This window comes from Halomonas marinisediminis (genome assembly GCF_004347715.1).
In the GTDB taxonomy this organism is placed as follows: domain Bacteria; phylum Pseudomonadota; class Gammaproteobacteria; order Pseudomonadales; family Halomonadaceae; genus Halomonas; species Halomonas icarae.
Genome location: NZ_SLTR01000002.1, coordinates 193,541 through 211,194, shown reverse-complemented (window position 1 = coordinate 211,194; position 17,654 = coordinate 193,541). Strand labels below are relative to the sequence as shown.

General features: G+C 63.7%; 20 protein-coding genes and 1 tRNA gene. 10 read left to right on the top strand and 11 right to left on the bottom strand.

The window, feature by feature from the left end; genetic code table 11:
* Positions 1–112: 112 nt before the first annotated feature.
* The 4 genes from E0702_RS02780 to E0702_RS02765 all read left to right on the top strand — a co-directional run bounded on the left by E0702_RS02780 (position 113) and on the right by E0702_RS02765 (position 2,276).
* Complete coding sequence (locus tag E0702_RS02780) at positions 113–1,174, top strand: phospholipase A (RefSeq protein WP_132041431.1); 1,062 nt, start codon at positions 113–115, stop codon at positions 1,172–1,174.
* A gap of 88 nt (positions 1,175–1,262) precedes the next feature.
* The gene (locus E0702_RS02775) at positions 1,263–1,586 is read left to right on the top strand and encodes a DUF883 family protein (RefSeq protein ID WP_132041430.1); all 324 of its coding nucleotides are present in this window, start codon (positions 1,263–1,265) and stop codon (positions 1,584–1,586) included.
* Complete coding sequence (locus tag E0702_RS02770; protein ID WP_132041429.1) at positions 1,586–1,993, top strand: phage holin family protein; 408 nt, start codon at positions 1,586–1,588, stop codon at positions 1,991–1,993. The genes E0702_RS02775 and E0702_RS02770 overlap by 1 nt, the downstream gene beginning before the upstream one ends.
* The gene (locus E0702_RS02765; protein WP_132041428.1) at positions 1,983–2,276 is read left to right on the top strand and encodes a YqjK family protein; all 294 of its coding nucleotides are present in this window, start codon (positions 1,983–1,985) and stop codon (positions 2,274–2,276) included. The genes E0702_RS02770 and E0702_RS02765 overlap by 11 nt, the downstream gene beginning before the upstream one ends.
* 49 nt (positions 2,277–2,325) lie before the next feature.
* Here the strand turns inward: E0702_RS02765 and E0702_RS02760 are convergent, their stop codons facing one another.
* Both E0702_RS02760 and E0702_RS02755 read right to left on the bottom strand, forming a co-directional pair.
* Positions 2,326–2,814, bottom strand: coding sequence for a barstar family protein (locus E0702_RS02760; RefSeq protein WP_132041427.1), 489 nt, complete (start codon positions 2,812–2,814; stop codon positions 2,326–2,328).
* The gene (locus tag E0702_RS02755) at positions 2,811–3,188 is read right to left on the bottom strand and encodes a ribonuclease domain-containing protein (protein WP_132041426.1); all 378 of its coding nucleotides are present in this window, start codon (positions 3,186–3,188) and stop codon (positions 2,811–2,813) included. Before E0702_RS02755 ends, E0702_RS02760 begins: the two co-directional genes overlap by 4 nt.
* 158 nt (positions 3,189–3,346) lie before the next feature.
* On the opposite strand from E0702_RS02755, the gene E0702_RS02750 reads away from it, so the two are divergent.
* Entirely contained in the window at positions 3,347–3,805 is a 459-nt protein-coding gene (locus E0702_RS02750; RefSeq protein WP_132041425.1) for a CopD family protein, read from the top strand.
* A gap of 14 nt (positions 3,806–3,819) precedes the next feature.
* Here the strand turns inward: E0702_RS02750 and E0702_RS02745 are convergent, their stop codons facing one another.
* Positions 3,820–4,995, bottom strand: a complete 1,176-nt coding sequence (locus E0702_RS02745) for an NAD(P)/FAD-dependent oxidoreductase (RefSeq protein ID WP_132041424.1) — start codon at positions 4,993–4,995, stop codon at positions 3,820–3,822.
* 248 nt (positions 4,996–5,243) lie between these two features.
* On the opposite strand from E0702_RS02745, the gene E0702_RS02740 reads away from it, so the two are divergent.
* Together E0702_RS02740 and E0702_RS02735 are read left to right on the top strand one after the other, a co-directional pair.
* Positions 5,244–6,338 (top strand): efflux RND transporter periplasmic adaptor subunit, encoded by a 1,095-nt coding sequence (locus E0702_RS02740; protein ID WP_132041423.1) that lies wholly within the window; start codon positions 5,244–5,246, stop codon positions 6,336–6,338.
* Positions 6,338–9,451, top strand: a complete 3,114-nt coding sequence (locus E0702_RS02735; protein ID WP_132041422.1) for an efflux RND transporter permease subunit — start codon at positions 6,338–6,340, stop codon at positions 9,449–9,451. The genes E0702_RS02740 and E0702_RS02735 overlap by 1 nt, the downstream gene beginning before the upstream one ends.
* A gap of 114 nt (positions 9,452–9,565) precedes the next feature.
* On the opposite strand, the gene E0702_RS02730 is transcribed toward E0702_RS02735, so the two are convergent.
* Positions 9,566–9,994 (bottom strand): DUF3617 domain-containing protein, encoded by a 429-nt coding sequence (locus E0702_RS02730; protein ID WP_132041421.1) that lies wholly within the window; start codon positions 9,992–9,994, stop codon positions 9,566–9,568.
* 199 nt (positions 9,995–10,193) lie between these two features.
* On the opposite strand from E0702_RS02730, the gene E0702_RS02725 reads away from it, so the two are divergent.
* Positions 10,194–10,281: transfer RNA gene (locus E0702_RS02725), tRNA-Ser, on the top strand.
* A 393-nt stretch (positions 10,282–10,674) separates the two neighbouring features.
* Here E0702_RS02725 and E0702_RS02720 read toward each other — a convergent pair.
* From E0702_RS02720 to E0702_RS02700, 5 genes are all read right to left on the bottom strand, one after another.
* Positions 10,675–11,145: a DUF1643 domain-containing protein gene (locus E0702_RS02720; RefSeq protein ID WP_132041420.1), complete on the bottom strand. Its 471-nt coding sequence runs from the start codon at positions 11,143–11,145 to the stop codon at positions 10,675–10,677.
* 5 nt (positions 11,146–11,150) lie between these two features.
* Positions 11,151–12,092 carry a metallophosphoesterase gene (locus E0702_RS02715; RefSeq protein ID WP_132041419.1) on the bottom strand — a complete coding sequence of 314 codons (942 nt, stop codon included), beginning with the start codon at positions 12,090–12,092 and terminating at the stop codon, positions 11,151–11,153.
* Between the two features lie 146 nt (positions 12,093–12,238).
* Positions 12,239–12,505: an ADP-ribosylglycohydrolase family protein gene (locus tag E0702_RS02710; RefSeq protein WP_132041418.1), complete on the bottom strand. Its 267-nt coding sequence runs from the start codon at positions 12,503–12,505 to the stop codon at positions 12,239–12,241.
* 72 nt (positions 12,506–12,577) lie between these two features.
* Positions 12,578–13,237, bottom strand: coding sequence for a hypothetical protein (locus E0702_RS02705; RefSeq protein ID WP_132041417.1), 660 nt, complete (start codon positions 13,235–13,237; stop codon positions 12,578–12,580).
* Positions 13,234–13,632, bottom strand: a complete 399-nt coding sequence (locus tag E0702_RS02700) for a hypothetical protein (protein WP_132041416.1) — start codon at positions 13,630–13,632, stop codon at positions 13,234–13,236. The genes E0702_RS02705 and E0702_RS02700 overlap by 4 nt, the downstream gene beginning before the upstream one ends.
* 182 nt (positions 13,633–13,814) lie before the next feature.
* Between E0702_RS02700 and E0702_RS02695 the strand changes: the two genes are divergently transcribed.
* On the top strand, positions 13,815–14,822 hold the full coding sequence (locus tag E0702_RS02695; RefSeq protein ID WP_132041415.1) for a helix-turn-helix transcriptional regulator: 1,008 nt from the start codon (positions 13,815–13,817) through the stop codon (positions 14,820–14,822).
* 298 nt (positions 14,823–15,120) lie between these two features.
* On the opposite strand, the gene E0702_RS02690 is transcribed toward E0702_RS02695, so the two are convergent.
* Both E0702_RS02690 and E0702_RS02685 read right to left on the bottom strand, forming a co-directional pair.
* Positions 15,121–16,017 (bottom strand): mechanosensitive ion channel family protein, encoded by an 897-nt coding sequence (locus E0702_RS02690; RefSeq protein ID WP_132041414.1) that lies wholly within the window; start codon positions 16,015–16,017, stop codon positions 15,121–15,123.
* 139 nt (positions 16,018–16,156) lie between these two features.
* Complete coding sequence (locus E0702_RS02685; protein ID WP_132041413.1) at positions 16,157–16,660, bottom strand: lactoylglutathione lyase family protein; 504 nt, start codon at positions 16,658–16,660, stop codon at positions 16,157–16,159.
* A 105-nt stretch (positions 16,661–16,765) separates the two neighbouring features.
* On the opposite strand from E0702_RS02685, the gene E0702_RS02680 reads away from it, so the two are divergent.
* Positions 16,766–17,632, top strand: a complete 867-nt coding sequence (locus E0702_RS02680; RefSeq protein ID WP_132041412.1) for a LysR family transcriptional regulator — start codon at positions 16,766–16,768, stop codon at positions 17,630–17,632.
* Positions 17,633–17,654: the final 22 nt, after the last annotated feature.

The following is a 17,654-nucleotide window of genomic DNA, read 5'->3' as shown; positions in this document are numbered from 1 at the left end:
CGATTCTGTGCTCCGACCCTCGGCAAGGCAATCGTGATTTTCCCGGTCGGTTGACTTGTCATCAGGGCGTGGTAGAACGATCATCCACCTCTTTCACCCTTGGAAAGCCACCATGCGCCTGCCGATTCGCCCCGCAGCCCTTGCCTTACAAGCTCTATTGATCGTCGGCACGGCCCAGGCAGCACCGGACGCAGCCAGCCGCGCCGAGCTGGAGGCGCGCCTGGCCGAGCTGCACACCGAGGCCGCCGCGGTAAAGGCCAGACTAGACGCCATGGATGCCCAGCCAGCCGGTACCATACCGGGCGCCGGGGAGTTCGCCTGGCCCCCGGAGACACAGCTCGCTCCGGGCGACGTTGCCGTGGCCGAGGCCGCAGGCCGGCGCCAGCTGGAGCAGGCCTCGAATCGCAATCCGTATGCCATCACCGCCTATCGGCGCAACTATCTGTTTCCACTCACCTACAATCGCAAGCCCAACCACGCTGCCTACGCGAGCCTGACGGGTGAGGGTGGGATGGAGCGCAGCGAGCTGAAATTTCAGTTCAGCGCCAAGGTCGCCCTTGCCGAGGGGTTGTTCGGCGATACCGGCGATCTCTACTTTGCCTATACCCAGCGCAGCTGGTGGCAGGCCTATAACACCGACGACTCCTCGCCGTTCCGCGAGACCAACTATGAGCCCGAGGTGTTCCTTAGCTTCGACAACGACTGGCAGGTGCTTGGCTGGGCCAATATACGCAACCGCGTGGCCATCAATCATCAATCCAACGGTCGCTCCAACGAGCTGTCGCGTAGCTGGAACCGCCTCTACCTGGAGACAGTCTTCCAGCGTGGCAACTGGGCGGTAAGCCTGGCGCCGCACTATCGCCTGCCGGAAACCACCGGTGACGACGACAATCCAGATATCGAGCGCTACATGGGCTATGGCGACATCACCCTCGCCCGACGCTTCGGTGAGGACGAGCTCAGCCTGCTGCTGCGCGGCAACCCCGGCGCCGGCCATATGGGCGGGCAGCTCGACTACTCCTGGCCGCTCTTCGACAGCAGAGTCCGTGCCCATGTACAGTACTACCATGGCTACGGCGAGAGCCTGATCGACTACGATCAGGACACTCAACGCCTCAGCCTGGGATTCAGCCTCAATCCGCTGTTTTCTCCCAATAGCGGCATGCTGCGGTAGTCCTTGTCAGCGCCAGGGCGGGGACACTGCCAAGCCGTATGCCGGCTGCTATGCTGGACCTGTCACCCACCGTCACAGGAAGACTCGAATGGCCAATCGTAATCAGGTAACCAACGCGCAACTCAAGGAAGACCTGCAGCATCTCACCCAGACCATCGAGGAGATGGTCAGCGCCACCGCCGATGATTCACGCGGCAATATCAAGGAGCTGCGCGAACGTGCCGAGAAGCGGCTCAAGGAGACGCGCGACCGCCTCGAGGCCCGCGGCGAGCGCCTCTATGGTGACGCCCGGGAAACCATCGATCATCAGGTCGATGCCTGTGACCGCTATGTCCGCGACAACCCCTGGACCAGCATCGGTATCGGCGCCGGCGTAGGAGTCGTGATCGGCATGCTGATCGGGCGGCGCTGATGGCATCCAGCCAGGGACCGGCTCAGCGTGTCTTTACCGCCGGCAGGCGCCTGCTCGGCAGCCTGGTGGCCAGCGGCGAGACGCGCCTGCGTCTCGCCGTGCTGGAGCTGGAAGAGGAACGCGCCCGCCTGGTCGGCCTGCTGCTGCTCGCGGGGCTGGCCCTGATCCTGTTGCTGCTCGGTATCGGGGTGCTCACCACCCTGGTGATCGTGTTCTTCTGGGACAGCTACCGCTTGACCGCCATCGCCATCAGCGCGGGAGTCCTGCTCTCCGGCGGTCTGCTGCTCTGTCTGCGCGTCATGCAGCTGGCGCGCAGGCGTACCCTGCTGGCCAGCACCCTCAAGCATCTCGCCACCGACCGTGAGCTGCTGGAGCAGGAGCGCAGGGAGGCCAGGCATGGCGGCTAAAGACGGAGCGCCACTCAGCCGCGCGCAACGCAAGGCCGAGCTGGAGTCACGCATCGAACAGCAGCGGGTGGATATCCTGGTCGCGGCAAACCGCTGGCACACCGCCGGCGAATCGATCGACAGCGGCTGGCATGCACTGATGCGCTTCAAGGTTCCCCTCTATGCCATGGGGGGAGTGCTGATGCTGGGGATCGGCAAGAACCATAGTCGGCTGATACGCTATGGTCGCCGTGCAACGGCAAGCGCACTCATGTTCAACCGCCTGCGTCGACTGTTGCGCTGAGGCTTCTCGGCGACATCCTCATTAGGCATCGACATCTTCATCCGGCGAGTCACACCTCGCTTGCTCCCCGCGGTAACAGGGGCACGGCCTGCAGCGCGCCTGCCACCTGAGCCTCGCTGAGCATCAGCGTAACCAGTGCATGACCGCGGGCCGCCCAGTGCTCGGCGGCATCCTGCATCAACTCGACGAAGGCCGCCATGGCGGCCTCATCGGCGGGTGCCGCGGGCACCAGCACCACCAGGGCCCGCTCCTCGCCCCAGCCAAGCTCCGTCAGACAGTCCCAGGCGGCATCCCAGTTACGCCCGAAGTGGTCGGGAAAGGCCAGGCTCGCTGCCAGGCCATCGAGCAGCGCCTCGCGGCTCCAGTACGACGCCGCCGGAAGCCGACGCCACTCAGCCCCTGCAACGGCAGATCCCCTCTTCTCGCTCACTGACGGTACAAGCGCCTCGATCCGCGCCGCTTCCAGACGGTACACCCCGGCGTGGGCCGGATCGCTCAAATAGCGTGCCAGGGCCTCGCTCTCGCTCGTTGTGCTCAACGTCGATCCTCCAGTACCCGAAACGAGTCATAGTGGTCATCGGTGTAGTAGAAGAGCTCGGGAGGCTTGCCGCCGGTCACGATACGCCGTGCTCCACGGTGGGAGAGGCCGGGCGTCTCCACTGTGTATTCGCGATAGTAGCCCCGCGGCTCCTTCGGCAGCCTGCCCTCGCGGTTGAAGAAGGTCGTGCCATCCTGGTCGTGGGGAAAGGGACCGCCACGCTCGATCAGCCGCAGGGTCGCCTCGATCTGCGCCTGCCCCGGCAGACGCTGCTCCACGGCAGGGAGCTCCGCACTGCCGCGCCCCTCCCACTGCCCCTCGAGCCAGGTGAGCCCCGCCAGGGCCAGCAGGGCCACCAACAGCACTTTCTTCATCGTCCGGGTCTCCGTCAAGCCAGGCGTCGACCATGATGCCGCGGGATGCCGACGGCGGCCAGCGCGCTCGACTGCCCCGCTGGGCAGGCACCCCAGGCTGAGATAAGCTGCCGACAGGGTAATCCCCCGTTCACCCGATGTCGCCCGAGGAGTCTGGCATGACGCTCGCCATCACCCTGCACATTCTCGCCGCCGTGGTCTGGGTTGGCGGCATGTTCTTTGCCTGGGTCGTGCTGCGCCCCGTGGCCGCCAGCCAGCTGGAGCCACCCGCTCGGCTGACCCTGTGGCGCGGCGTGTTCACGCGTTTCTTCCCCTGGGTGTGGGCCGCCGTGGCAGTCCTGCTGACCACCGGCCTGTGGATGCTCTTCGCGGTATTCGGTGGCATGGGCGGAGCCCGCTGGCATATCCATCTGATGCTGGCGCTGGGCCTGGCCATGATGGCCATCTATCTGCACCTGTGGTTCGTGCCCTGGCAGCGTCTGCAACGCGCCGTGGTGGCCGAGGCCTGGCCGGAAGGCGGCCAGCAGTTGGCGATAATCCGTCGACTGGTCGGCCTCAACCTGCTCCTCGGCCTGCTGACCAGCGCCATCGCCGCCGGCGGCCGTTACCTCGGCTGAAGACGAGCCAGGACTTACAGGCTCTGGCCGCAGGCCACACCGCTGGCCCAGGCCCACTGGAAGTTGTGGCCCCCCAGCTCGCCGGTCACATCCAGCACTTCCCCGATGAAACGCAGCTGTGGCAACCCTGCCACGGCAAAGTCACGGGACGATACCGCACTGGTATCCACCCCACCCAGGGTCACCTCGGCGGTGCGCCACCCTTCGGTGCCGGCGGGCTTGAGGCGCCAGCGATTAAGCGCCTCGGCCCACCCCTGCAGACGCGCATTGCCACACTCGGCCAGCACGCCGTCATCGTTCTGCCACTCCACCAGCGCCTGGGCGAGACGCCTGGGCAGGCGCTCGCCCAGCCAGGTAGAGAGGCGCCGCTTCGGCGTCTGCTGACGCGCCGCACACAGCGCAGCGAAGGCGTCCTGGCCGGGCAGCAGATCGATCACGATCTCGTCACCGGGCTGCCAGTGACTGGAGACCTGCAGCATGGCCGGGCCCGACAGGCCGCGGTGGGTAAACAGCATGGGCTCGCGATAGCGCCCTTCACGGCAACGGGCCTCTACCTCGCAGCTCACCCCGGCCAGCGCCTCGGCTCGCGCCTTCCACTGGGATGTCAGGGTGAAGGGTACCAGCGCGGGGCGCGTATCGGTCACCTCCAGCCCGAACTGGCGGGCGATCTCGTAGCCGAAGCCGCTGGCCCCCATGGTGGGAATCGAGAGACCACCGCTGGCCACCACCAGCGCCCCGGCATCGAACGTGCCGGCGGAGGTCGCCAGGCGAACGCCCTCCCCCAGGCGCTCGACCGAGTCGATACGCGTCTTCAGGCGGATCTCCACTCCCGCCCAGTCGCACTCGGTCAGCAGCACGCGCAGGATCTCCTTGGCGGAATCGGCGCAGAACAGCTGCCCCGGGGCCTTCTCGACATACTCGACCCCATGGCGCTCGACCAACTCCAGAAAGTGCTCGGGCCGATAACGCTTGAGCGCCGAGATGCAGAAGTGGGGATTGCCCGAAAAGAAGTTGGCCGGTGTGGAGTTGAGGTTGGTGAAGTTGCAACGCCCGCCACCGGACATCAGGATCTTCTTGCCGGCCTTGTTGGCATGGTCCACCACCAGCACCCGCCGCCCCGCATAGCCGGCGTTCAGGGCACACATCAGCCCAGCGGCGCCGGCGCCGATCACCACGACATCGTATGTCACCCTGCTCTCCTCCCGGCCATTGTTTGTACCGCCTGCGGCGAGGCGCGCATTCTAGCAGCCCCATCGCCGGGCGCCGAGAGTGGCCAGTCGTGTACAAGCCTTGTACATCTGACTCCCTTGGGCGACACGTCGGCTTGTGAAAAGCGAGTTGTGAAAAGTTGCCACACTCTCATGGCCACGCCCGAGTAAGCTATTCGATAACGCCGTTGATCGTTACCCGACCACCGCCTACCGACAAGATTGCCCCCATGCCACTACGCTCCCTTCCTCGTTTACTGCTTCTGCTGTCGGGCCTGCTGCTGGCGGTGGCCTCACCGCTACAGGCGCAGCAGCCCACGGCGGTGATCGCCGCCGAAGCGCATCTGGAGGCCTGGTCAGACCCACTGGCGTCGCTGGGAACCCTGCGCGCCGATGAAAGCGTGACGCTCTCGGCGACGGTGACCGACACCGTGGCCGAGCTCAACTTCCGCGATGGCGAGGAGGTCGAGGCGGGTCAGCTGCTGATTCGCCTGGCCGACGACGAGGCCCAGGCCGACCTGCTTGCCGCCCAGGCGTTGCGTGAGGAGCGCCGCAATGCCGTCAATCGCCTGACCCAGCTGCAGCAACGCAATCTGGCCCCTCGGGGAGATCTGGAGGATGCTCGCTCGCGGCTGCGCCAGGTCGAGGCCGAGATCCAGGCCCTGGAGGCGCGGCTCAACGACTACCGCCTGCGGGCCCCCTTCGGCGGTCGTGTCGGCTTTCGCAACGTCAGCGTGGGGACCCTGGTCACCCCGGGCACCGAGCTTGTGACTCTGGACAAGCTCGATGTGATGAAGCTCGACTTCACCCTGCCGGAGCTGACGCTGGGCGAGATCTCCCCGGGGCTGGCCCTGAGTGCCACCAGCGCCGCCTATCCGGACACCGTCTTCGGCGCCGAGATCGCAAGCATCGGCACCCGGATCGACCCGGTGAGCCGCAGCGTGAGCGTGCGGGCGTTGATCGACAACCCCGAGGGCAAGCTTCGCCCCGGCATGTTGATGAATGTGGTGGTACAGCGTGAGGCTCGCCGGGCCCTGGTGATCCCCGAGTCGGCGCTGATCCCCGAGGGGCGCCGTCAGTTCGTGCTGACCCTGACCCCGGATGACGAGCATCGCGTGACGCGTCGCGAGGTCTCCATCGGCGCCCGCCGCAAGGGGGAGGTCGAGATCCTCACCGGCCTGGAGGCGGGGCAACTGGTGGTGGCCCACGGGACCGAGCGGGTACGCGACGGCCAGCCGACCCGCCTGCTGGGCATCCTCGACGACACTACCAGCGTCTCCGAGCTGCTGCGCCGGGACCGTGAGGCCGCGGAGGCCAGCGGCTGATGCGCCTCTCCGATCTCTCCGTTCAGCGGCCGGTACTGGCCACGGTGCTGGCCGCCCTGATCGTGGCCTTTGGCCTGCTCGCCCTTCAGCGCCTGCCGCTGCAGGAGTACCCCACCATCGACCCGCCCATCGTCAGCGTCAATACCGGCTACCCCGGTGCCTCGGCCAGCGTGGTGGAGGCGCGCATCACCCAGGTGCTGGAGGATCGTATCGCCGGGGTCTCCGGTATCGAGGTGATCTCATCCTCGAGCCGGGATGGGCGCTCCAGCATCAACATCGAGTTCGGTCTCGACCGGGATATCGACTCGGCCGCCAACGATATCCGCGACCGAATCTCCGACGCCGCCGGCAACCTGCCCGACGAGGCCGATCCACCCGAGGTGGAGAAGGCCGACTCCAGCTCCCAGGTCGTGATCTGGCTATCGCTCTCCGGTGAGGGCTACACCATGGCCGAGCTCACCGATTACGCCAACCGCTACCTGGTGGACCGCTTCTCCATCCAGCCAGGGGTCTCGCGCGTCATCATCGGCGGCGGCCGCGAGTACGCCATGCGCGTGTGGCTGGATGCGGATGCCATGGCCGCCCGTGGCCTCACCGCCGGTGACATCGAGGATGCGCTGCGTGCCGATAACGTCGAGCTCCCCGGCGGCTCTCTCGAGTCCAGCGAGCGACAGTTCATCGTTCGTCTGCCACGCGGCTTCGCGACGCCGGAGGATTTCCGCAGTCTGGTGCTGGACAAGGCCGACAACGGCTATCTGGTGCGCCTGGGTGACGTGGCCCGGGTGGAGATCGGCGCCGTGGAGGAGCGCACCATCTTCCGCGGCAATGGCACGCCACTGGTGGGACTGGGCATGGTCAAGCAGTCCACCGCCAACGTGCTGGAGATCTCCCGCGAGGTACAGGCCGAGATGGCGCGCCAGCAGCCGAAACTGCCCGAGGGCATGACCCTGGCGCTCAACTTCGACGCCTCGGTGTTCGTCGAGGGCGCCATCTCCCAGGTGGTGCAGACCCTGTTTATCGCCATGGGCCTGGTGGTGGTGGCGATCTTCCTGTTCCTGGGCAATCTGCGTACCACCCTGATCCCCGCGGTGACCGTGCCCATCGCCCTGATCGGCACCTTCGGTGCCCTGGCCGTGATGGGCTTCACCATCAATCTGCTCACCCTGCTGGCCCTGGTGCTGGCCATCGGCCTGATCGTCGATGACGCCATCGTGGTGCTGGAGAATATCCATCGGCGCATGCACGATCATGGCGAGACCCCGCTGGTGGCGGCGTTTCGCGGTACCCGCCAGATCGCCTTCGCCGTGATCGCCACCACCCTGGTACTGATTGCGGTATTCGTGCCGCTGAGCTTTCTGCAGGGCGATATCGGCCGGCTCTTCTCGGAGTTCGCCCTGACCCTTGCCGCCGCCGTGGCCATCTCCAGCCTGCTGGCGTTGACCCTGACGCCAATGATGGCATCCAAGCTCCTTAAGACGAATATGCACGAAGGCCGCCTCGCCCGTGGCGTGCAGTGGGCGCTGGAGCACTCCCGCTGCATCTATCGCCGCCTGCTCGAGCGCGCCCTCAAGCTGCGCCTGCTGGTGATGGCGCTGCTTGTCGCGGTGATCGGCGGCATGTTCTGGCTCAACGCCGAGCTACCCAACGAGTACACCCCCAGGGAGGACCGCGGCAACTTCTGGGTGCTGGTCAACGGCCCCCCCGGTGCCACCTACGACTACATGCTCGACTATATGGACGAGATCGAGGCGCGGCTGCTGCCGATGGTCGAGGGCGGCGAGGTCGATCGCGTGCTGGTGCGCGCGCCACTCGGCTGGGGCAATATCGAGAACTTCAACAGCGGCTTCGTCATCATCAACCTGGCCGACTGGGGCAACCGCCGTTCCGCCTGGGCGATCATGGCCGAGATTCGAGGCAAGCTCGCCGACCTGCCCGGCGTGCGCGCCTTCCCGGTGATGCGACAGGGCTTCGGCGTCAGCGTCGAGAAGCCGGTGCAGTTCGTGCTCGGCGGCGGCAGCTACGCGGAGCTCGAGGCCTGGCGCGACACCCTCTTCGCCCATATCCGCGAGGACAACCCACGCCTCACCGGCCTGGACAGCGACTATGAAGAGACTCAGCCCCAGCTCCAGGTCGATATCGACTACCAGCGGGCCGCCGAGCTCGGGGTCACCGTCACCGAGATCGGGCGCACCCTGGAGACCCTGCTGGGCGGGCGTACCGCCACTCGCTATATCGATGACGGCGAGGAGTACGACGTCATTCTGGAGGGTGAGCCCGGCGCGCGCCCCAGTCCGCAAAGCCTGGAGAGCCTGCGGGTACGCTCCCAGCGCAGCGGCGAGCTGATCCCCCTTGCCAGCCTGGTGAGCCTGACCGACTTCGCCGGTCCCAGCACCCTGAATCGCTTCAACCGGCTGCGTGCCATCACCCTCGAGGCGGACCTCGCCGACGGCTACCCGCTGGGCGAGGCGCTGAGCTATCTGGAGGAGACGGTTCGCGAGCTGCTGCCCCCCGAGGCCCAGACCGACGTCAAGGGGGCCTCTCGCGACTTTCTGGAGGCGAGTGACGCCACGGGCTTCCTGCTGGGCCTGGGCCTGGTGGTGGTCTTCCTGGTGCTTGCCGGCCAGTTCGAGAGCTTCGTGCACCCCTTCGTGATCATGCTCAGCGTGCCCCTGGCGATCTGCGGTGCCCTGCTGGGGCTCTACGTCACCGGCCAGTCACTGAACATCTACAGCCAGGTGGGGTTGGTGATGCTGGTGGGTCTCGCCGCCAAGAACGGGATCCTGATCGTGGAGTTCGCCAACCAGCTGCGCGACCAGGGCTGGGCCTTCCATGAGGCACTGGTGGAGGCCTCGGTGACCCGCCTGCGCCCCATCGTGATGACCGCCGTTACCACCATGGCAGGAGCGGTACCGCTGATCATCTCCAGCGGTGCCGGTGCCGAGACACGCCTGGTGATCGGCATCGTCATCCTCTGTGGCCTCGCCGCCGCCACCCTGTTCACCCTGTTCGTGGTACCGGTGGCCTACGACCTGCTGGCGCGGCACACCGGCTCCCCCGGCGACGTCACCAAGCGCCTGGAGCGTGAAATGGAGGCCGCCCCGGAGGGACCGTGAACCCACTGCACACCATAGGACGACATTAAAACGACATAAGAGAATGCGGAACGGCCACCCGAGGGTGGCCACTCTGCGTTAGACCGCTCTACATTCAATTAGGCGGCCAGAGAATCAGCACTCGCCGATACGCTGCCCCTCGACCTCGGTGACCATCTCCATCTCGCCCATCTGCGGCGACTGAACGGTCACTTCGACTCGGCCCTCGGTGGTCTCACCCAAAAAATCCATATGGCCGACGATATCCGCCTGGCCACCCTCGGCCTGGCAGATCATGCGGTAGTCCATGCCATCGACGCCCACATTGTGTTCTATCAGCTCGCAGTTCTCCTCCTCCTCGATCATCTGGAAGTCGGGATCATTGAGATCGCCCTGGGCGATGCACTCGCGGGACGTCTCGGTCTGGTCGGGGAACGGCAGATCACCGGAGACCGAGGTGGTACTGGTGAACTCCCACTCCCCCGGCACGATATTGGGGGTCTCGGCCAGGGCGGACAAAGGCAGTGCCAGCAGCAGGCCGGCGAGCACGGGGCGTAAGGTCATGGGACTTTCCTGTCATGGATTCGCCCCCAGCATAACGAAGCCTCGCCCTCAGGCGTACCCCGGGGCAGCACACGGACCCATCACCGGAGGGGGTTCAGGCAAATCACAGGAAACCGCTTGCATTCGCGCACTTAGGTCGATACTATGTGCGCCGTTCTGACGCGAAAGGGCCACCGCCCCGGCGTGAGAACCACAATACGGAGGGGTGTCCGAGTGGTCGAAGGAGCACGCCTGGAAAGTGTGTAAGTCGAAAGGCTTCGAGGGTTCGAATCCCTCCCCCTCCGCCACCGAATATTGAAAAAGCCGCTGAGAAATCAGCGGCTTTTTCTTTTTCTGTGTTTTCCTGGCCAACAAGTTGACTCACATCCAGAATGTCGACCTTCGTTGGAAGTTGCTGGATATAATCGAACGATCACTTCACTCGCGGTTTTGGCGCCCCCAACACCACTGTAGGGTCCGCCTAATCCAGGCAGCTGCTCGTCGCAATATCCCGAACTTGGAGTAGTTCCCGGGGTATTGCCCGGCTCCCTCCTCGGACGAAGCGTCTTCTCACATCATGTCGAGCAGGCGGCCAGATGCCGATGATGACCCGGTCCAAGCTTAGATGCCCCCTCAAAAGGTACGGACTGCTTCACCCTCTTGATGTGATCGTCGCCTGCTATCACCAACTGCTCTAAGCGTCATGACGAAGGCAAGACCTCAGGTCTCGCCGTCTTACGCTGGTACAGCGGGTGGGCCGGCTCACCGCTCTTGTTCAACTTGAGGCAATGCAGACCATCCAGCATGACTCTCACCTGCCGAGAGCGGTTGCGAAAGCTACCATGGTTGCCCCATGCCGCGACCACCAGATCAGCGGCCTCACAGACCGATTTCAACGACAGGTCATTATCAGGGCCAACCGGATCATCAGCCGCCTTCATGTCGACCGGGCTGGTCGCGCGAAAGGCAAACAGGTTGACCATCCACACCCCACCATAGCCCCAGGCCTTGGCGTACTGAATACAGCGGTTCAGGGTGGGATCGTCCTCTACCGCATCTGCCGTCGAGGGGTTGAGTCCGATAAAAGCCACATAAGGCAGTTCAGAGTCCCAAATTCGTCCCAGAGTATAGCGATAGCGCTCACACGGGGAAATCTTAGCCACTTTCTTCATTACTATTACTCTACCCATACCATGTTGTCGGCTGTCAGCTCTTGCTCGCCATCCCAGCGATAGGCGCACAGCTTGTTCGGATCGTTACGTCGATGGTGACCACCGGCGATGCTGTAGTCCAGGCAGGCGATATGACGATTGAGCGGCTTTGGCGTGCCAGTCAGCCAGTAGTGGCCGACGAACAACGGCTTGTCGCCGGAGTAGCCCGGCAGCACATCCTCGGGAATAGTGGTGTGAGGGATATCATTGATGGCCTCAGCCGGTACCATGGCCAAATCGCGATAGGTCAGCCGCTCAAGCTCCCACCATTGGGTGCGAATATGGTGGCGCGGATTGCCATCCTTGTCGTGAAACTTATGTCCTTCAGGCAGTGGAATCTCCAGCCCCTTCAGCAAGGTCTCCAACGCCTCGAAGCCTGAACCTTTCTTGCGTGCCAGGTCGGGCCAGGCATGAGGCAGGATACGCTGCCGCTCATCGAGAAAGCCTTCCAGCGCAGCAATGGAGGAGGGATGCCAACAGGCGTGCACCACGCGCAGGCCCTCCAGGTCGAGGTAGAGCGGCAGCGTCTTGAACCAGGCGATATGCTCGCGATGTAGCTCGCTGCCTTCTCCCACCTGCTCCAGATAGGCCTGGTGCTGCCCACGATTCTTGTCGCTGTGAGAACGCAGGTGGTCACCGGGGTTGTCAGGATCCGGTGTGGCCCAGGCCACCGCATTGAACTCGTGATTACCCATCACGGCGAGCGCCGTACCGGCATCGACCATGGCACGAGCGATCTGCACCGTCTCAACCTGATGCGGCCCCCGGTCGACAAAGTCGCCGAGAAAGATCACCTGGCGCTGGTCAGGATGTGACCAGATGCCGCTGGATTCCCGGTAGCCGAGCGTCTCAAGCAGTCGCTTCAGCGGAATGGAATACCCATGAATATCGCCGATGAGGTCATACATGCAAGGCCTCCTGTGCCTATTGTTGAACGTCCTTATGCCCCACTGTGGCGGTGTCAGCAGAGCATGTCACCCGGTGAACCATGGATTGGCGAGCTATTCGCCAATAAGACTGTGCTTAGAACCCCGGATACTTCTCCCACACCCAGTCAGGGCGGGTGGTATATACCACGCAGGCTGCCGCATACATCGGCACGCAAGAGTCCCTCGGCAGCAAACAATGTCATCTGGGTGTCATCAGTGATCACGCCGAGCCCGCCAAGGGCTGGCGCATACTCACCAATGCCCTGCGAGCCAAATTGCTGGAAAATTCGCTGGCGGCTCATAAACTCGACTGGCGCACCCAGAGCATCACCGACGGCACCCCCGAGCAGGCAGCCGGTGAAACGTTCCTGAAGGGTCAATATCGAAGACATGGAGTGACTCCTTGTCGTGTCGTGAGTCCCGTGAAGGTCATTACTTTCAATATCACGGCGTAATGCGACATCTCATGTCGGAGAGTCTCCATTATTGAGCAGCACTGAAACTGGCTTGCCTTTTAGAGTGAAACTGGCCTGAGGCAGCTTCCTTTCCGAGGCATCCCCGAGCACCTCGCCACTCGGTGCGATCGCCAGCTTTCGCCCCTCAGCGTAACAGAACAGATAACGCTGGATGCGTCCCCAGGCTTGCAACTCTCCCCCGCTCTCAGCCATGTGCTCGCGCACTCGAGACTGGGCTCGGGTCAGCTGCTCATGCCAGGGCATACGCCAGGTATCTTCTGCCAGAACCAAACGACGATGCCGCTCCATCAGAGCCAGGGCAAACAGCGGCATGCCCGGCCGATCACAGCGGCGAAACCCGGTATCGACAAACAGCCAAGGCTTGAAGGCCTGACGCTCTGCCTTGTCGTTGGCATCGCGCTTTGCGATGAAGGCCTGGCAATTGTTTTCAGGGATGCCCAAGGCCCGGCAGAGGGCATGCAAGAAACTTCGGCAGTCATGGACGAAGTCGTACTCGGGCTTTCCCAGCCCTAGCTCGGGGTCGGCCAATACCTGAGTCAGGCGCTTGCGATGTCGATGATTCGGGTTGGCATAACCCATCTGGCGTAGCAGGTCGCTCTCCGGCCGAAACCGGGTCCGCTGCCGAATCTGACGCTGCAGTTCGCTCATGCACCCTCTCCTCTCCTGGAAGCCTCGGCGGCCAGAAGCTCGCACAATGAGAAAGCCAAGCGTCTCAGCGGAACTCTGTTCACCAACTCATCACCAAACGAGGTCGTCAAAACTTCCTGAAGTGCCGCATGAGGATCGACACCGTTTGCCAGTTGCTCGACCAGGCTCATGGCGACGGCGTCATATTCATCGAAGGCGTCGTTCTCCACACAACAGGTGTGCATGGGGTCCTTTGTGAAGAGCCAATGCGAGATTTGCACCTCCAGGGCGTTCAATCGCGCGGGAGTCCATGCGCTAAAATCGGGTGTGTCCATTGCCACCATCTCCTGTTCTGCGTGATAACCAAAGTCTGACATCAGGGTGCGACACAGCATGTCGCCTTGCTGTGTGAGCATGGGCATCCTCGATCCAGGGGGAAGAGACATGCGAAAGGACAGGAGGCTCGGTACACACCACGGAGCGACTACGGTTGTCGCCGCCGAGCAGGTGACGGCCTGGCTACTCAAGAACGCGTGGTTTGTCGACTCGTGATCCGTAGGCTGAGAGAGTAGGTTCAGCACCCCGACAAGGAACGTCCATGTCAGAGATTCGCGATACCCTATTCCGTTATCTAGCCATGCTGCAGCTGATCCCGCGTAGTCCGGGGCGCATCAGCACGCCTGTGCTGCTGGATAAACTCCAGGAACGCGGCTTTCAGATCGATCGACGCTCGCTGCAGCGCGACCTTCGCGACCGCCTCTCCCTGCACTTTCCGCTGGTATGCGACGACAGCCAGAAACCCTACCGGTGGTATTTCGACCGCGACTTCCACTGCAGCCTGCCCGCCCTCGACATCCCCAGCGCCCTGACTCTGGTGTTGGCCGAGGAGTACCTGAAGGGCCTGCTACCCCCGGTGGTAGTCGGCCAGCTCACCCCGCAATTCCGTGACGCCCGCCAACTGCTGGATAACCTGGAACAGAATGGACTGAGCCAGTGGGCTAGGCGGGTTCGCGCCATTCCCAATGGGAAGGCACTGATTCCGGCACCACTCAGCGCGGAGACGTGGCAGACGGTGTCCGAGGCCCTGCTCAGCCAGCGGGCCATCGACGTCACTTATCTGTCACGCAGCGCCGAAGAGGTGAAGCAATTCACCCTGCACCCCCAGGGCCTGGTCAGCCGCCACAGCGTGACCTACCTGCTGGCCACCGTGAACGACTACGAGGATGTTCGTCAGTTTGCCTTGCACCGCATCCGGGAGGCGCGTCTCAGTGATGCCAGCTGGCATGACGCCGGCGACTTCGATCTGGACGACTATATTGCGGGCGGTGCCTTCGGCTATTTGGAGAGCAAGGCTCCTGTGACCCTGGTAGCCAATGTCGCCCCCCAGGTGGCCTGGCTACTCAGCGAAACACCACTGGCCGAAGAGCAGCGACTCACACCGCTCCCGGACAGTGACTGGCAACGCCTGGAGGCCAAGGTGCCCAACGACCAGCAGACCCTGTGGTGGCTGATGGCCATGGGAGCTAATGTGGAAGTCTTGGCGCCTGAAACTTGGCGCGCCGATATTTTCACAACTGCCAAGACCATCGTTGAGCGCGGTGAGTAATTATCCAGTGCCTCTGAACTAGGCCTCAAGCTGGGGCAGCGGCACTATCCTTCTGATTATAGGGAATAATGACATTCTCTGCCCCTCACCCAAGGACACTGCCCTCGCGGAGAAAACTTCTAGATCCGCGTGAGTCTCTACCCTCCATTCGGGAAAACCATGAGATTTTACAGTTTTTAACGTCAAAGCTCTGACCTTGATGATTTCATCTACATGGCTTCGAACGAATGGTAATGAGGCTCACTGAATAGTGATAAGGCTCCCTAGTCACCCTTGCTGTCTCGCCAAACAGGCGCTATCACTCCCCCTCCTCGGGCTGGGCGGAGGCGAGTGGTAACGGTGAGCCCGACTTGAACACCAGGGTACGGTAGGGAAATGGGATCTCGATGCCGTGCTCGTCGAGAGCACGCTTGATCGCGGCGACCACCTGGTCTCGAGAGGAGCGAATATCCACCGGCCTGGAGCCGGTCCACCAGGTCACCTCGAAGTCGATCGAGCTCTCGCCAAAGGCCTTGGCGAAGACCTGGATATCGCGCACATCATCACGCACCGAGTCGACATGGCGCACCGCGTCCCCGATCACCTCCCGGGCGGTATCGACGTCCTCATCGTAGGCGATGCCGACGATGATCGAGGTGCGCCTCACATCGCGGTCGGTGCGCACGATGACCGGGTTCTCGAACAGCAGGGCATTGGGCACCACGATGCGCTGGCCGTCGGTGCGCCGAATATGGCTGTCGCGCACGGTGATCAGCTCGACCAGCCCCTCGACCTCATGCTCCTCCACGGCGATGTGATCGCCGATCTTGAAGGGTTCGCGCCACAGGATCAGCAGCCCTGCCAGGAAGTTCTCGAAGATATCCTTGAAGGCGAAGCCCACGGCCAGGGAGCCCAGGCCCAGCGTGGTTAACGCCTTGGCCGGGGTGACCGTGGGAAAGACCAGGGTGATCGCGACCAGCAGCCCGATCAGCCAGACCGCCAGATGGGTCAGCATGGCCAGCACATCGATCAGGTTGCGGCGCAGACGCGCCCTTCGCGCCAGTCGACTCACGAGGGCGCCAAGCAGCCGCGCCATCCCCCAGGTCACCAGGATCAGCACCACGGCGCCCAACAGTCGGGGGCCGGCCTCGACCAGCCCCCGAAGGTACTGTTCGACCTCCCCCATCAGCAGCGGCACGAACTGAATCTGCTCCATGGCCCGGACACCCTCTATGGCTTGGCGACTCGCCGCGGGGACGATGCCGTACCTCCAGAGTAGCCGGGAATTGGCCCTGCCGGCGTCTCACCGGCGGCCACGGGGCTGGGCGACAGCCCGGCTGCCGGTTCGGCCAGCCTCAGGAGGCGTAGGCCCCGGCGGAGTAGGTCAGCTCATAGCTGTGGCTATAGATCTCGAGAATATTGCCGAAGGGGTCTTCCATATAGACCATGCGAAACGGTTTCTCGCCAGGGAAGTACTCCCTGACCGGCATGCGCTGCTTGCCACCGGCCGCGAAGATGCGTTCGGCGAGCCCTTCCACGTCGGGGTCCTGGATACAGAAGTGGAAGATGCCGGTCTTCCAGTACTCGAAGTTGTTCTCGGGAGCTTGCTGATCCTTGAACTCGAACAGCTCGACGCCGACCCGGTCCCCGGTCGAGAGGTGCGCGATACGGAACGACTCCCAGCCCGGCCCGAAGACATCACTGCACATCGTGCCGATGGCGGAGTCGTCCTCGACGATGGTGGTGGGCTCCATGATCACGTACCAGCCGAGAACCTCGGTGTAGAACGCGACGGCCGCCTCGACATCGGGTACCGAAATGCCGATATGCGAGAAGGTGCGGGGATAGGGCTGACTCATGACGAAGACTCCTGTTGGTCGTCCGGAATATGACGTTGGCCATGCTAGGTGGCGCAGATCATAATAAAAACCATCATCCTCTTATCCTCGCGATAAAAGATACTTATGCTTCAACCTCAGTGGCTTCGCACCTTCGAAACCGTGGTCGAGCTTGGCAACTTCACCCGTGCGGCCGAACGACTGGACCTGACCCAGGCCGCGGTCAGCCAACATATCAAGCACCTGGAAACGCGACTCGGGCCGCTACTACTGCGCCAGCCGAGGCAGCTGGAGCTGACCCCCGCCGGCCATGCCCTGCTCGACTACCAGCGAGAGATGCACGCCGCCGACCAGCGCCTGCAACAGCGCCTGGCCGGTGATGACGCCACCCAGGGCGATCTCAGCCTTATCACGCCCGGCAGCATCGGCCTGGCGATCTACCCCCATCTGCTGGCCCTGCAGGGCGAAGCGCCCGGCCTCACCATTCGCCATCGCTTCGGTCCGACCGGCGAGGTCATCGCGAGCGTGCTCGACAAGCGTGCCGAGTTCGGGCTCGCCACCCAGCAGCCCGAGGACTCTCGCCTGTCGGTGTCGCTCTTCGCGCGGGAAGCCCTCGAGCTGGTGGTCCCGGCCGGGGAGCGAGTCGAGGGCTGGGCGGATCTGGTGCGGCTTGGCTTCATCGATCACCCCGATGGACACGACATGGCCACTCGGCTCCTGAGTCGCTGCTTCCCGGGTAACCCGGGAATCGGCCAACTGCCCTGCCGGGGGTTTACCAATCAGATCGGGCTGATTCTCGACCCGGTCGCCGCAGGGCTGGGATTCAGCGTCCTGCCTCGCTTCGCGCGTCAGGCATTCGCGCGCCCCGAGGCGATCCGGGTCGTCGAGGACCTGCCCAGGGTGATGGATTCGCTATGGCTTCTGCATCGCGCCGAATGGCCGCTCACGGCTCGCGCCACTCACGCCATCGAGTGGCTCAAGAACCGCTTGTAACTCCCCTCCCCCATACCGGACG